The following is a 14,865-nucleotide window of genomic DNA, read 5'->3' on the forward strand; positions in this document are numbered from 1 at the left end:
TACCTCCCGGAATGCCTCGCGCTCGCTTTGGGGGGGCCATTTGGTAGGAGCGGCGGTCTCCAAATTTGGGTTCAGAATCAGCCGTTTCTCGGAAGGGGCCGTAGAAGGCCGAAGCGTATTTAACTGTGTAAGACATGATAGCGACATCTTGAAATTATGTAAACCATAATCCTGCAACACGCTCCGCATAACCGGTACCCGATTTCTTCAGAACTGCCGTGGAAAGTTTCGAAAAACTGCCTCAGTAATCACCGTCGGACACCTACCTTTAAAAGGGATCCGCTCCCTATTTGGAAAGCAGATCCCTTTTTACTTCTATAAAGTAGTTGAACCTTATACACCTCTAAATTGAGGTGACCGCTTTTCCAGGAAAGCTCTGGCCCCTTCTTTCTGGTCCTCCGTTGCACAAAGGCTGCCAAAGAGATCTGCCTCTGCTTCCAGCCCTTTGTCCAGCGGCAAATCCAAACCCCGGTTGATGGCCTCCTTGGCCGCCCGTACAGCCAGCGGGGCTTTACCGTCAATGACGGCTGCCACCCTTAAAGCCTCTTCCAGGGCCCTTCCCTCAGGTACCACCCGATCCACCAGCCCGATACGCAGCGCCTCTTCCGCTAAGAGCGTTTCACCGGTAAAGATCAGTTCCTTGGCTTTACCCGGGCCCACCAGGCGCGCCAGGCGCTGGGTACCACCATAGCCGGGGATCAGTCCCAAATTCACTTCGGGCTGTCCCAGACGGGCATTGGCCGCCGCTATCCGGATATCACAAGCCATAGCCAGCTCCAGCCCGCCGCCCAGGGCATAGCCGTTAACGGCCGCAATTACCGGACAGGGGAGGAAAGCCAGTTCCTCGAAAATAACCTGCCCCTCCCTGGCCAACTCCCGACCACTGACGGGATCAAGTTCTAGAAAACGGGTGATGTCCGCTCCGGCCACGAAAGATTTCGGCCCATTACCAGTGACGACCACCGCCCGGACGTCACCTGCTTCTATTTGCTGCCGCAGCTTTTGAATTGCTTCCCTAAGTTCTTTTAATAACGCTGCGCTCAGGGCATTCACTGGCGGGTTATCTAACCGGATAATTGCCGTTCGTCCTGCATATTCAAGGTGGACAGGCACGATTTATCACCTCACAAGTCTTCATACAAGCAGGGGTAACCTTCCCCATAAACTGCCCGGAGTTTAATACGTGTAAAAACCCTTACCGGTCTTCCGTCCCAGGTACCCGGCGCGGACGAGCTTTCTCAGTAGAGGACAGGGACGGTACTTGGCATCGCTGAATTCGGCGTACAGAGTTTCCATCACTGCCAGGCATACATCGATACCGATCATGTCCGCCAGGGCCAGGGGACCTATGGGGTGGTTGGCACCCAACTTCATGGCCGTGTCGATATCTTCGGCACTGGCCACACCTTCCATAAGAATGTACGCGGCTTCATTGATCATGGGTACCAGCATGCGGTTCACAATGAACCCGGGCGCCTCATTAACGGCCACGGCGGTTTTGCCCAGTTTTTCCACCATAGCCTTGATGGTGGCAAAGGTTTCCTCGCTGGTAGCGGACCCCTTGACAACCTCCACCAGTTGCATGACCGGTGCCGGGTTAAAGAAGTGCATACCGATTACCTTTTCCGGCCGGGAAGTAGCAGCGGCAAGGGCACTAATACTTAAAGCCGAGGTGTTGCTGGCCAGAATGGCCTCTTTCTTTATGGCACGGTCCAGTTCCCGGAACACGTTTGTCTTTAATTCCAGGTTTTCAATAACCGCTTCTATAACCAGATCAACATCAGCCCCGTCAGCCATATTGGTGGTAGTTTTTATTCGCCCCAGAATAGCTTCTTTATCCGCGGCCGTCATCTTCCCCTTTTCCACCTGACGGGCCAGGTTTTTCTCAATTAGAGACAGGCCCCTTTGTACAAAACGATCCTCCACATCGCACAACACCACGGGAAACCCGGCCTGGGCCACCACCTGGGCTATACCCGACCCCATGGTGCCGGCTCCCAAAACCAATACCTTCTCCATTGTAGTTTTTCCTCCCTCATTTTTTCTCCCTTAGGCAAGCATTTCGATGACCGTGGCCATGGCCGGGCCGCCACCCACGCACAGGGAGGCCACCCCGTAGCGTGCGCCCCGACGGCGTAGTTCGGACAGAAGGGTGACGATAATCCGGACCCCGGTACACCCCACCGGATGACCCAGGGCAATACCGGAACCGTTGGTATTTACACGCTCCATATCCAGCTTCAATTCCCGGTTTACGGCCAGGAATTGAGCGGCAAAGGCCTCGTTGATCTCAAAATAGTCGATGTCTTCCAGTTGCAGTCCCGCATACTTCAATGCCCTGGGGATGGCATAAGCCGGCCCGATACCCATAATCTCGGGAGCCACACCAAAAGAAGCAGTAGCAATAATTTTCGCCAGGGGCTTTACGCCCAGCTCCCAGGCTTTTGATTCGGCCATCAGGATAAGTGCCGCCGCACCGTCGTTAACCCCGCTGGCATTACCGGCCGTTACGGTTCCCCCCTCTTTGAATACAGGTCGGAGTTTTGAAAGAGCATCCAAGGAAGTGTCTGGCCGGGGATGTTCGTCGGTGTCTATCACCACAGTTCCCTTCCTGGTCTTGACCTCTACGGGGACGATTTCCTCTTTAAATTTTCCTTCCCGGATGGCGGCTACGGCGCGCTGGTGGCTTAACAGGGCCAGTTCGTCCTGTTCCTGGCGGGTGATACCGTATCTTTCCGCCAGATTCTCCGCGGTTACCCCCATATGGTAACCGTGGAACGCATCATGCAGCGCATCGTATAGCAGGGCATCCTCTACTCGCCCGGGTCCCATCCGGTATCCCGTACGCGCCCCCATCAGCAGGTAAGGCACCTGGGACATGCTTTCCATACCCACCGCCAGGCTAATGCTGGATTTCCCGAGCATAATCTGCTGGGCCGCAACCTCCACCGCACGCATACCGGAGGCACACTGTTGTTCCACGGTAACCGCAGCGGCCTCCACCGGGATCCCGCACTTTAACTGCACCTGCCGGGCCGGGTTGCCCTTCACGCCTTCCTTGTACACCATCCCGGCCACTACATCCTCCACCTGTTCGGGGCTAACCCCGGCACGCTCCATAGCCGCCCGGGCTGCGATTATCCCCAGATCTACCGCTGAGACATCTTTCAAGCTACCCAGAAAATCACCAATGGGGGTCCGGGCCGCACCTACAATGACGACACTTTCCACTGCTTATCCTCCTTGCATTGACAGAATTTCTTTTAAGGCAATCTTGTCCTGCCGGCTTCACACCTGGAACGGGTAAATGACGGCGGGGTGATAACTTTTAGCGTCATCACCCGCCATGCGTCATATATTACTTATGCCTTTACTGTGGATTCGGATTTCGGCAGGGTAGCGGTCAGCGGTTTCTCACTCAGGAAAAGGGTAAGCACGGCAGCAATCACGGCCATGGCCGAAAAGAAGATAAACACGTTAGTGTAAGAAGCCCCTCCGCCAGCCTTCTCCACCACCAGATAACCGGCAATGAGCGGAGCCACAAAGGAACCGAACTGGCCAAACCCGTTAGAAATTCCTACCGCACTGCCCACAACCTCTCGCGGATAACGGATCTGCGGATAGGCGTAAACCGCCCCGAAGCTCAGATTTACAAAAAACCCCATCAGCGCCAGCATGGCCACGATCATGGATACGTTTCCTTTAGGAATCATCCCAATGTACAACAGAACCGGAATGCTTACAAGATAGGAGATTAGCAGTACAGGACGGGTCTTGTTCTTAAATACATTATCGGTGAGCCAGCCGCCCAGAATCATGGCCACAAAGGCTACGGCATAGGGCAGGGAAACCAGGGCACCCATAGTTTTCAGGCTAAAACCATGCTGTTCATAAAGGAAGGAGGAAATCCATGTGGTGCTGCCCCAGTAAATGGCCAGGTTCATGAACAGGACAATGCAGTACATCCAGAAGTACACGTCCCTGGCTACAACAGTCAGCCCACCTTTGGAACTTCCCTTTGCGGACTCCGACACCACACCAGCTTCAATATAGTCGGCCTCCGCCTGGGTCATCCGGCCCCGCCTGACCATTTCTTCCGGCTTATCAGCCACAAAGTACCAGAGCAACAGGATACCGATAATCCCCGGAACGGCCAGCCAGAAGAACACCGGTCGCCAGCTTCCGTAAACGGCAGCCAGCCATGTGATGATAATCGGAACGACAGCAGGCCCTACAGCCCACGAGGTGGAAAAGAATCCAGCTGCCCGTCCCTTTTCCTCTTTAGGAAACCAGTTGGCAATGGCTTTATGAGAAGGAGAGAAATGGTGACCTTCGAAGAAACCCAGTCCTAATCGAACAAGGATGAAGTGGGTGAAATTGCGAATGAACCCCGTGACAAAGGTAACGGCTGTAAAGGTAGTGATAGCAATATACATCACCTTTTTTGGTCCAATGCGGTCAGCAAGCCACCCGCCGGTAAACTGAGCAATCGCATAGGCGAAGAAAAACAGGGATGCACCAAGACCGGCCTGGGCAGCTGTAAGTCCCAGGTCGCTCCGGATAAGTGGCAGAAACGTCAGTACCGCAATACGATCAAAGTAGTTAATAATATAGACAAGCCAAATGACAATAAGTACTATCCACCGGTACCGGGATACCTTACCCAAAACATTTTTTGCGGTTTCCACAGGCTTAAACCTCCTTTGTTGCTGGATGAATAATGACAACATTCTGAATCTCTTTTTTGTTACTGCGCCGTCCACCCCCCGTCAATGACCAGGCACTGGCCAGTCATATAACTGGCGGCATCCGAGGCCAGGAAGACTACAGCTCCTACCATGTCTTCAACCTGTCCCAGGCGGCGCATCGGAATATTCTTGATAAGATGGTTATAAATTTTTTCATTCTTTAGATCAGCCTCATTCATTGGGGTGAGGACATAACCTGGACAGAGGGCATTGACACTGATGTTGTATTTGGCCCATTCCAGTGCCAATGCCCTGGTCATCTGGATGACACCACCCTTGGCCACGCAATAGGGCAGCACCCGGCGTTCGCCCACCAGTCCAAGGATGGAGGCTACGTTGATGATTCGACCGCCGCCCTGCTTGATCATCTGCCGGCCCACGGCCTGGGCCACAAAAAAGACCGCCCGCTGGTCAAGGGCCACCACCCGCTCAAAATCCGCTTCCGTCAGGTCTTCTGCCCTCTTCGTAATGGCAGTACCGGCGTTGTTCACCAGGATATCAATCCTGCCATATTCCGCCACGGTCCTTTCCACCAGTTTCTGCACCTGATCATTTTGGGTTACATCGGTGGCGACACCTATAGCCCGGCGGCCCATGCCACGAATTTCATCGGCCACACGGTCACAATCGGCCTGATTCCGACTGACTATAACCAGATCCGCTCCGGCCCCGGCCAGCGCCAGAGCAATACCGTAGCCAATACCCTTGGTGGATCCCGTAACCAGGGCCACTCTACCGTTTAAACCAAACGTGGGAAATTTCATGCTCCTCTTCCTCCCTCAAGGTATAATCCGATGCACAAAAGAATCTCCCCACAATTCATACACGCACTTCCCATCCGCACATTAAACTTAACCGGCACCCGAGTAGAAGTACTCCCTGAAGGCCCGCCGGGCTAATTAAAAGAGCTGCTGCAGTTCCTCCAGGGAACCTTCCAGAAGTTGAATGTAGCTCTCGAAGGTAAGGTTTTTGAGGCCGTTGTTGGTATAGACACCGGCCCGGTCTATAATGCGAATGATGCGCAGCTGTTCCTCAGTGGGAGGAGGCGTAACTTTGACTTCCGGAGCTACCTTAAGATCCCAGGAAACATTGGCCCGCACCTCTTCCACACTCACTCCGGGGTGAACGCTGTCCAGATAGGCCTCTTTGGTTTCTGGATCAAACCGGAAGATACATTTATTGGTAATGATGGCTACCGGACCTCCACCCGGCAGACCTGCTTTTTTACGAGAATTGTAACCGTCCAGGTACCCCGGAGAGGTGATGTAATCGACCCGCTCCAGGAAGCGTCTCTTTTCCAGGGGGATGGTGATGACGGTCCGGCGGGCTGAACTCGCAATGTCGTTGGCTCCGCCGCTTCCCGGCAACCTGGAGGCAGGATGGTAGTAATCCCCACTGCCAAAAATGGCCGTGCTATTCAAGTTACCATACTTATCCACCTGGGCACCACCGACCATCCCCACATCAAAGTAACCCCGTTGCTGATCGGCAAAGAGCCGCCATAATGAGGTGGTGCAAATGGCATTTTCCACACATGCGTTATCCCCAATACCCAGCACTATACGGTAAGGCATAGGACCAACGCTTCCTGACTCCATGGCCATGATAAGATTCGGTGCGTGGGTGAGCTTAGCCACCAGGGCCCCTAACAGAGGCACCCCCACACCGACAAACACCACGTCGCCGTCCCGAAGCTCCCGGGCAGCTGCCGCCACCAGCAGTTCCGGCAAGTTATAATCCCGAGCGAAATTTTGACTCTCTGCCATACCTTCTTCCCCCTTATCACCCGATACGGGTGAACCTTCTTTCAATGCGCCTTAGCTTGTCCAGCCTGCCCCAGCCCACCTTTTCCATATACCCCTCCCAGCTATCCACACCAAAACACCATTCGTCCAGCCACTTTTCAAAGCCCTCGCGGGTCCGGAAAGCTGCCAGTTGTTGTACATGAAAGGGAATATCATAAGCGTAGTAGTAAGGCATGTTCCAGGGATGACAGGCGAAAGGCACTTCTACCACAGCATCCACGGTATACTCCGGCGCAATGGTTAGATTGGGATGACGGCGCACTTCATCAGTAGAAACTATCTCTTCACAGGTGATAATGACTTTTTTTGCCGCTCTTACCAAATTCTCGGCATTAGAGGAGAAACCAAACATCTGTGCGTTACCCCTTTTATCAGACCGGCTGACGTGGACAATGGCTACATCCGGTCTGGCTGCCGGTACCAGAGCCACCTTTTCTCCCGTGTAGGGATCATCCATGGTTTTAATTCGCGCATTGTATTTCGGCAGATCTGAACCCAGCAAGGATTTGGTAGGCAAGAAGGGTACGTTCATGGCCCCCGCCAAAAACCTCAAGCCAATAGTAAAATTAGAATAATCCTCCACCTCTATTGGATGTGGAATTCCCTTTTCCACGGCCCGGCGGAAATTGTAGGCCAAACCTGCCACGGCGTAGGAGCACCATGCAATTTCCATCCGTTTTAAGACTCCCGCCCCCACCAGCAGGTCTCCAGCCTCGCAGGGACTGTCTCCAATGAGGGTAAGATTTCTCTTGCCCTGTCTTATGATCTCGTAGGCATGAGCTACGCACTGGATGCCACCCATCCCGCCAAAGGCAATAGTATCTCCATCTTCTACGAAAGTAGCGATGGCTTCTTTCAGGGTCATGCGTTTATCCGTTTTCTTCTTAGTGTTCATAAATTCCATTCCCTACTATCCCCCTTTCCTGGTACCGAAGACTTTAAGCCCCTCATCCAGACAAGCCTCCAGCAAATTTTCCGCTGGATGACCGGTTGGTACATGCCATTCCCGCACTTCATCGGCGGCAATCTCTATGCGGGGGCCATTAAAGGGCGGCCGGGTGGCACAATCGGACGGGCAAGCACTTACCACCAGCAGGACGTCATAGGTCTGGTCATTCCAAGGAACCACCTTCAGTTCCGCAAGCCGGCTCTGTAATTTACGAACCAGAGCCGGGCCGTCCTCTTGCGGGTTACAGTGCCCGCAGTACTTTACACCCGCCTTCAGCTTACCTGTCGCCAAGGCGGATCATTCCTTTTCCGGTATACCGGCCAGGATCCTGGCCAGTTTCTTCTTCTGCTCCAGGTTCCCCTGACGCATGATCATTACACGCTGTGCCTGGGGAGAACCGGCTCCGTGCATACTCTCGGCCAGGGCGGTACCGCCGGTCATGTTTTCAATCAGCCGGGCTACCCGGATCCTGTCCTCTGTCGGAACACTAGCCACACCCCGGAAATATTTCTCTACATAGGGGCCAACTTCTGGACAGCGAAGATCCTGCTCCGAGGGCAATGTGGCAATGAATCCGCCTGCAATATCGTGGCTGAGACGACAAATCTCATAGATAAACCGTGTAACGTTTAGCTTGGTGATGTTAGCCAGCAATGGATCGACAAAATAGGCGCCGGAAGGGGTGGGCCTGCCTTCGGCGGAACAGGCAATGGAACCGGCATAAAGAGTTTCCGTTAGATGGATCATTTCCGTGATCTTGTCCCGCACATGGGATGCTTTGGCAATGCCATTATAGTCCGCGATAAGTGCTGTGGCCCCTATAATTACGTCACTTACACCACCTTTACAGCCCCCATAATTCTGCCGGTGGTATGAGGCAAAGCGCTCCACCAGGGAGCCGGCAAACTGCCACTCGCCACACATAAACACACGCTCCCATGGAACAAAGACATTTTCTAGAACGGTCAGTGCCTCACCCCCCACGATACCATAACGGGCATTTCCCTGGTCAATCTGACCGTTCTTACGGGAGTCATTGGTCTGCCGCCCAAAGATGTGAATGACACCGGGAGCATCTACCGGAACAGCACAGGCTACGGCATACCGGGCGTCCTCGGCCGTCATGGCCGTGGTGGGCATGATGAGCATTTCGTGGGAGTTCACAATTCCTGTCTGGTGGGCTTTGGCACCTCGGATAACGATGCCTTTTTCGTTCTTCTCCACCACGTGTACATAGAGATCCGGATCCACCTGCTGCGAGGGCCGGAGACTGCGATCCCCCTTGGGATCGGTCATGGAACCAGCAACCATAATGTCCGTATCCTGAACGTATAAAAGGTACTCTTTGAAACGTTCGTGATAGTTGGTTCCCAGGTTCTGATCCATTTCATAGGTAACGGAATACAAAGCATTGAGGGCATCGAACCCCACACAACGCTGGAAACAGGTACCCGTACGCCGGGCAATCATGCGCAGCATTTTTACCTTTTTTACAAGGTCTTCCGTACTTTGGTGGATGTGGGTGAAGCGGTTAATACGCTTACCGGTAAGGTGAGAAGTGACCGTCACCAGGTCTTCGGTTACGGGATCATGGGCCATGTCATAAGTTACGGCTGCCGCGTTAATGTGGGGCCGGAATAACGGGTTATCGACCAGGTCCGTTACCTGCTCCCCGAAGGCGTATACCTTTGTTTTGAGCCTGCGCAAGCTTTCGATGTACTCGGAACCCGTTTTCATAACCATAATCTCCTCCTAATTTGTTCTCGGGATAGACCTTATTGTTCTTTCGTCAGGCAAGACCTGTGCCAGCCCCCCAACTCGATACATCTATCTTCATTAATCATGAAAACCAAAAGCAAAAGAGGCGTTCAGGTCATACGCCTCCTTTGCTTAACACCCTGGCTTAACCGGATAAATGTTTTGAATCGCTACAGCGTAGCGTTTCGCTACAATACATTCCTGTCCTGGGCAACTCATAAACCTGCTCACCATTGATTTGTCCGGTTATATTGATCCCGATCGTAACGCAGCCCGTATTTGGCCATCCTCCGGTACAGGGTAGTCCGGGCTATGCCCAATTGGTTCGCCACCCGTGAGAGATTACCCTTATTTTCCTCGAGCAATTTCAAAATTACCTGCTTTTCGTAGTCCGGTACTGGTAAAAGATCCTTTCGTGCCTGCAGGTTGTTTTGGACCCTGCGGATTTCCTCCGGCAGGTGTTCCGGTCGCAACGTCGGACCACCGGCAAGGTGCAGGGCCCTCTCCACCACATTTTGCAGCTCACGGACATTGCCGGGCCATGGATAGGCTTTAACAAGGGGCCAAACTCTCTCATCCACCGAAAGGATATGTTTTCCCATTTGCTTACCCAACCGCTCCAGGAAATACCACAGGAGGAGTTCAATATCCCCCTGACGTTCCCTGAGAGGGACCAGCCGGATGGTAACCACGTTCAAGCGGTAATACAGGTCCCGCCGGAAGTTTCCCCGCTCCACCTCTGCGGCCAGATCCCGGTTGGTAGCTGCAATGACGCGCACATTGACAGGCAATACCGTAGAACCGCCAATACGGGTAATGGCCTTTTGCTCCAGTACCCTGAGAAGGGTAGTTTGCAATTCCAGAGGCATATCCCCAATTTCATCCAAAAAAATGGTTCCCCCGTCCGCCAGTTCGAATTTACCGGGACTCCCTCCCTTCCTGGCGCCGGTGAAGGCACCTTCCGTATAGCCAAAAAGTTCGCTCCCGATCAGGTCCCGGGGAATGGCTCCACAGTTAATGGCCACAAAGGGGCCCTTCGCCCGTTGACTGGCGTTATGAATGGCTTGAGCCAGGATATCTTTACCGGTGCCGCTCTCCCCCAGCAGCAATACCGTAGAGTCACTGCTCGCTGCCGCACGGGCAAGACGCAAGGATTCTCGAAACTTGGGGTCCTCACCCACCATATCGTCAAAGGTGAGCCTGGCCACTGCCCCGCTCATTCTTTGAGTCAACTTCCGGGCGCGGGTAATTTCATTCAGGACCATAACGATACCCTCACATTGCCCGTCGTTTCCACGAATGGGCCGGGAAGTCACGGTTAGCTTTACGGTTCCGAAAGGGGTGGTTACATCCAGTTCCCGGTCGGTGATAAATTTCTGCCCGCTTACAATTGCTTCCCAGTCCGCCCCCTCACCACCCAGGACCTTCCGGACGTCCGCCCCTACCGCCCTTTCTTTTTTTGTACCTAAAAGGCGAACAGCCTCTTGATTCATATGGATGACTCTTCGATTGCAATCCGTGGCCAGGATTCCTTCTGAAATTGATTCCATCAGGGCCTCCCGAACCCGGTTGGCCAGGTCTCGCTCCCGCCAGGCCCTTTTCATAGCCATTTGCCGTTCAATGGCATCCGCACCCGCCACCACCATTCCCAGTGTGTGAGGATGGACCTTTTCAAAAGACCCGGTCATATCCAATACACCAATCAGATTGCCGTCCGGATCATGAATGGGCGCCGCAGAACAGGTCCACCGGTGGGAACAGATGCAATAGTGTTCGTAGCTGAAAATTTGTAATGGTTGATTCATAATAAGTGCAGTGCCAACGCTATTTGTACCGGCGCTAAGTTCGCTCCAATCGGCCCCTGGTATAAAATTCCCTTTTGCAATAGCTTGAACCACTTCTGGATCTCCAATTACTTCCAACAAGTAACCCTCACAGTCAGCGACTGCAACCACAAAGCCCGACCCGGCAACAAACCTGTATAAGGTTTCCATTACCGGGCGAGCAATCTCCAGCCACTCCCTATTTTTTTCACGGCGCATCGCCAGAGCTTCCGGATCCAGTACGTTGGGAACTACCTTTTGATATGGGTTAACACCGGCGCGCCGACAGCGTTCCCATGACTCCCGCACGATAGGCCTTAGCATTTGTAAGCCATCTTCGTTCCCAACAACAAAAGCATGCCAGGCAGCCCGCAATTCCTCCTGAACCGCTGCCATGACTGGTGCCCCCCTCTAAAGTTTGGCAATTGATACTTATCAGTATTATTCAACTCAGTATTATTCAACAACGTATTTGGAATCACCTTTTTATTTTCGCTTTACTTATGTTAGTAAAATATTGATTCAAATTACGAAAAATGGTACATTAACCTGGAGGTTAACTATTGGTTAATAGACCTAAAAGCAATTCCACCAATATTTCGGAGGTGCCTAACAATGGCCACCATACTTGGTATCTGCTGTTCCCGGCGTCCCCTGGGCAACAGCGAGGTACTCCTGCGCGAAGCGCTGGACGAGGCTCAAAAAACCGGTGCGGCTGTATCCTTTTTACGCCTGCCGGACCTGCGGTTCGAACCCTGCCGGGGTTGCCTGGCCTGTGTCTACAAGGGGTCCTGTGCCATCAAAAATGACGACCTGGGGGTTTTACTGGAGAAAATCCTGGAGGCCGACGGGTTAATCATTGCCGCACCCACCTACCTTTTGGGCCCGGCAGGAATAGTCAAGCTGGTAACAGATCGGGCCCTCAGCCTCTCCCCCCACCTTGAAGATCTGGCCGGTCGCTCCAGGGTGGCCGCCACCATCAGTGTAGCCGGCAACAGAAAGTGGAACCCGCTGGGGGTAGAACTGCTAAACCTTTTCCCACTGGCCTACGGCTACCGGGTCATCGACTACCTGGAAGCGTATGCTCCCGGACCGGGGGAGGTCCTGTTGGAATCCGAAAACGTTACCCGGGCCCGCGAGCTGGGCCGGCGGGTAGCCAGGGCCCTATCCGGAGAAATCGAGGCGCGTCCTCCGGAAGAGCAGCAGTGCGGCAACTGCTACGGTCGAGCTTTTCGCCTCAGTGAGCAGGACAGGGTTACCTGTGTGGTATGTAATACCACAGGACGGCTGGTTCCAGATGAGAGCGGCCTGCGCTTCGTACCCGACCCGCCGGGCCCCCATGGCCATTTCTGGACGGCAGAACATCGCCGCCACCATCTCAATGAGTGGATTGTTCCCAGCCGCGACCGTTATTTGGCCCGGCGGGAGCTAATTAAGGAACTGCTGGCCAGGTATAAAACGTGAGTGGAAGAGGTGATGCGCCTGCTTAACACGGTGCATTACCTCTTCCACTCTTTTAAAGAATAAAGCTTTTGGTTGACGCGATTAGCCAAGCCTATCTTTGGGCAGCCATCAAAGAGCGCACCTGCTCGACAGTAACACCCTGTACCCGCACGAGCTTGTTACGGCCGGTGTGCCCGGCTATGATTTCCACCCGTACCCTGGGCACTCCCAGCAGCCGGGCAAAAAAATCCCGGCAGGCTTCATTGGCTTCTCCTTCCACGGGGGGAGCCGTTAAACGGACCTTCAGGGCGTCTTCAAACACCCCGGCCAACTCATTTCTGGCCGCCCGGGGCTGAACGCGCACTTTAAAGACTACTGCTCCCTTTTCTTCCCGCAGGAAGATCATAAACCCGTCACCCCATCAGACATACCGGTGTAAAATGAGCGCCAACCGGCCGCTCTTAGTGGTTCCCGTAACTCGGGTTACCTGCACCCGGCCGCGTCCCCGGGCGGAAATAATGTCCCCTTCCCGCACCGTATGAGAAAGCTCACTGCAGACCTGCCAGTTCAGGCTAACCCGCTGGGCAGTAATTTCCCGGGCCATGCGGGTGCGGGAAGTACCAAAACCGGCAGCAGCCACCACGTCCAGACGCAGGGAAGGCACGGTGGCCTTGATTTCCCGAATCCGGCGGGGGGGAGAACAGAGTTGCTCCCTGGAAATCCGGTGCACGGTCACGGAAATGCGACCCACCCGGGCAAGCTGGGATTGAATGAAGGGAGCTATTTCACCGGCCACAACCACCTGGGCCTGGTCGTTATGCAGGAGGATGTCCCCAATTTTCTCCCGGCGCAGACCGAGGGCCAGCAAAGCCCCCAGAAAATCCCTGTGGCTAGGCTCCTGCTCTTCAAAGGAACCCTGGATAGATAAAAATGCCAGTTGCCAATCCTCCTCCCGGGGATCCAGATAATCGGGATAAATAAGAATACGCACCCGCTCGGCGCCCGGGTAACCACCATCACTCCGTGCCGCCAGATCGGGAACCCTTTCTAATGCCATAAGCACAAGACCGGCATGATAAGGATCAAGGAAATCGGTTACTCGCGGCTGGCGGGCACGCAAAACTTGCTGCACCAGGTCATAAACCCGGGACAGCATTTCTTTTTCATCTTGGGTTTTGGCACGGTATAGCAAAAACTCCTTATCCAGCATTCCTCACCCCTTCAGGACTACAACCCCAGGGCCCGGATCACGTTGAGAATTATCTGGCGCAGCAATTCCAGGGCAAAGAAAGCCACCAGGGGTGAAAAATCCAGCATCCCCACGGGGGGAATAAAGCGCCTGAAGAAACCCAGCACAGGTTCGGTAATTTCATAAACGAAGCGGATCAGGGGCTGGTAGGGGTTATGACGGATAAAAGACAAAATAATGCGGATAAAGATCAGCCAGGCATAAACCTGGAAAGCCACGTTTATAATGCGTTCTAAACTCATAATGCTCTCCTCTTATTTTAATGCACTGGACAGTTCCCGGGAGCGGCGGGTAGCTTCTTCCACCGCCCGCATGAGGGTTACCCGCAGTCCTCCCTCTTCCAGGGCAAAGACACCTGCAATAGCCGTACCCCCCGGTGTGGTAACCATATTTTTCAGGCGGCCAGGGTGTTCGTTGGTTTCTAGAACCATCCGGGCGGCCCCCAGCATGGTCTGGGCGCTGAGCAAAAGAGCCACATCCCGGGGGAGACCCACCCGTACCCCGGCATCGGCCAGAGCCTCCAGGATGACATACATATAGGCAGGCCCGCTGCCGCTAAGCCCTGTCACGGCGTCCATCAGCCCTTCCGGCACTTCCACCGCCCGGCCGACGACACTGAAAATAGCCATAGCCCGCTCCCGATCCCTAACACCGGCATGGGTCCCGAGACAAAGGGCACTGGCACCGGCTCCCAAAAGGCAGGGTGTGTTGGGCATGACGCGGACTACCGGTACCGGTTGGGCGAGAAAACTTTCAATAAACTGGGTGGTAATACCGGCGGCAATGGAAATGAGGGTTTGCTGGGGCTGAAATATGCCCCCTGTTTCTTTCAAAACCTCCTCTACTACTTGAGGTTTAACCGCTAGAATAACCACATCTGATTCCTTTACTAGATCCTTGTTGCTCTCCCGCGTATGTACACCCAGCTCCCGGTGCAAAAACTCCAGTCGATCCCGGCGGGTATCGCTTACATACAGATTCCGGGCCTGAAGACCGCTTTTAATTAATCCTGTGAGCAAGGCCTGGGCCATGGCCCCGCCCCCCAGGCAGCCAATGGCAAGTCCTGTCAATGGCAAAAGGAATACCCCCT

At 54.0% G+C, this 14,865-nt stretch carries 15 protein-coding genes and 1 pseudogene; 1 reads left to right on the forward strand and 15 read right to left on the reverse strand.

The annotated features are described in order from the left end of the window. Positions 1-10: 10 nt before the first annotated feature. The 11 genes and pseudogenes from G7K71_RS01860 to G7K71_RS01910 form a co-directional block, all read right to left on the reverse strand. Positions 11-154, reverse strand: a pseudogene (locus G7K71_RS01860) (porphobilinogen synthase); the annotation flags it as partial. A gap of 179 nt (positions 155-333) precedes the next feature. After that, positions 334-1,113 carry an enoyl-CoA hydratase-related protein gene (locus G7K71_RS01865; protein WP_313884862.1) on the reverse strand — a complete coding sequence of 260 codons (780 nt, stop codon included), beginning with the start codon at positions 1,111-1,113 and terminating at the stop codon, positions 334-336. 63 nt (positions 1,114-1,176) lie between these two features. After that, positions 1,177-2,019 carry a 3-hydroxybutyryl-CoA dehydrogenase gene (locus G7K71_RS01870; RefSeq protein ID WP_166343054.1) on the reverse strand — a complete coding sequence of 281 codons (843 nt, stop codon included), beginning with the start codon at positions 2,017-2,019 and terminating at the stop codon, positions 1,177-1,179. 30 nt (positions 2,020-2,049) lie between these two features. Further along, positions 2,050-3,231: a thiolase family protein gene (locus G7K71_RS01875; protein ID WP_166343056.1), complete on the reverse strand. Its 1,182-nt coding sequence runs from the start codon at positions 3,229-3,231 to the stop codon at positions 2,050-2,052. Between the two features lie 131 nt (positions 3,232-3,362). Beyond that, entirely contained in the window at positions 3,363-4,688 is a 1,326-nt protein-coding gene (locus tag G7K71_RS01880) for an MFS transporter (protein ID WP_207712586.1), read from the reverse strand. A 59-nt stretch (positions 4,689-4,747) separates the two neighbouring features. After that, a complete protein-coding gene (locus G7K71_RS01885) occupies positions 4,748-5,512 on the reverse strand; it encodes an SDR family NAD(P)-dependent oxidoreductase (RefSeq protein WP_166343060.1) in 765 nt (254 codons plus the stop codon). A 135-nt stretch (positions 5,513-5,647) separates the two neighbouring features. Continuing rightward, positions 5,648-6,514: a CoA-transferase gene (locus G7K71_RS01890; RefSeq protein WP_166343062.1), complete on the reverse strand. Its 867-nt coding sequence runs from the start codon at positions 6,512-6,514 to the stop codon at positions 5,648-5,650. A 16-nt stretch (positions 6,515-6,530) separates the two neighbouring features. After that, entirely contained in the window at positions 6,531-7,457 is a 927-nt protein-coding gene (locus tag G7K71_RS01895; RefSeq protein ID WP_166343072.1) for a CoA transferase subunit A, read from the reverse strand. Positions 7,458-7,463: 6 nt separating this feature from the next. Continuing rightward, entirely contained in the window at positions 7,464-7,793 is a 330-nt protein-coding gene (locus tag G7K71_RS01900; protein ID WP_166343074.1) for a hypothetical protein, read from the reverse strand. Between the two features lie 6 nt (positions 7,794-7,799). Further along, entirely contained in the window at positions 7,800-9,245 is a 1,446-nt protein-coding gene (locus G7K71_RS01905) for a 4-hydroxyphenylacetate 3-hydroxylase family protein (protein ID WP_166343076.1), read from the reverse strand. Positions 9,246-9,487: 242 nt separating this feature from the next. After that, positions 9,488-11,479: a sigma-54-dependent Fis family transcriptional regulator gene (locus G7K71_RS01910; RefSeq protein WP_166343078.1), complete on the reverse strand. Its 1,992-nt coding sequence runs from the start codon at positions 11,477-11,479 to the stop codon at positions 9,488-9,490. 219 nt (positions 11,480-11,698) lie between these two features. On the opposite strand from G7K71_RS01910, the gene G7K71_RS01915 reads away from it, so the two are divergent. Beyond that, positions 11,699-12,547 (forward strand): flavodoxin family protein, encoded by an 849-nt coding sequence (locus G7K71_RS01915; RefSeq protein WP_166343080.1) that lies wholly within the window; start codon positions 11,699-11,701, stop codon positions 12,545-12,547. Positions 12,548-12,638: 91 nt separating this feature from the next. On the opposite strand, the gene G7K71_RS01920 is transcribed toward G7K71_RS01915, so the two are convergent. The 4 genes from G7K71_RS01920 to proC are packed head-to-tail and all read right to left on the reverse strand — an operon-like array spanning position 12,639 to position 14,851. Next, the gene (locus tag G7K71_RS01920; RefSeq protein ID WP_013822287.1) at positions 12,639-12,932 is read right to left on the reverse strand and encodes a DUF167 domain-containing protein; all 294 of its coding nucleotides are present in this window, start codon (positions 12,930-12,932) and stop codon (positions 12,639-12,641) included. Positions 12,933-12,947: 15 nt separating this feature from the next. Beyond that, entirely contained in the window at positions 12,948-13,736 is a 789-nt protein-coding gene (locus tag G7K71_RS01925; RefSeq protein WP_166343082.1) for an RNA-binding protein, read from the reverse strand. Positions 13,737-13,753: 17 nt separating this feature from the next. Further along, positions 13,754-14,017 carry a YggT family protein gene (locus tag G7K71_RS01930; protein WP_013822285.1) on the reverse strand — a complete coding sequence of 88 codons (264 nt, stop codon included), beginning with the start codon at positions 14,015-14,017 and terminating at the stop codon, positions 13,754-13,756. Positions 14,018-14,029: 12 nt separating this feature from the next. After that, the gene (proC, locus tag G7K71_RS01935; protein WP_013822284.1) at positions 14,030-14,851 is read right to left on the reverse strand and encodes a pyrroline-5-carboxylate reductase; all 822 of its coding nucleotides are present in this window, start codon (positions 14,849-14,851) and stop codon (positions 14,030-14,032) included. Positions 14,852-14,865: the final 14 nt, after the last annotated feature.

The sequence above is a fragment of the Desulfofundulus sp. TPOSR genome, assembly GCF_011393055.1.
Taxonomy (GTDB): domain Bacteria; phylum Bacillota; class Desulfotomaculia; order Desulfotomaculales; family Desulfovirgulaceae; genus Desulfofundulus; species Desulfofundulus kuznetsovii.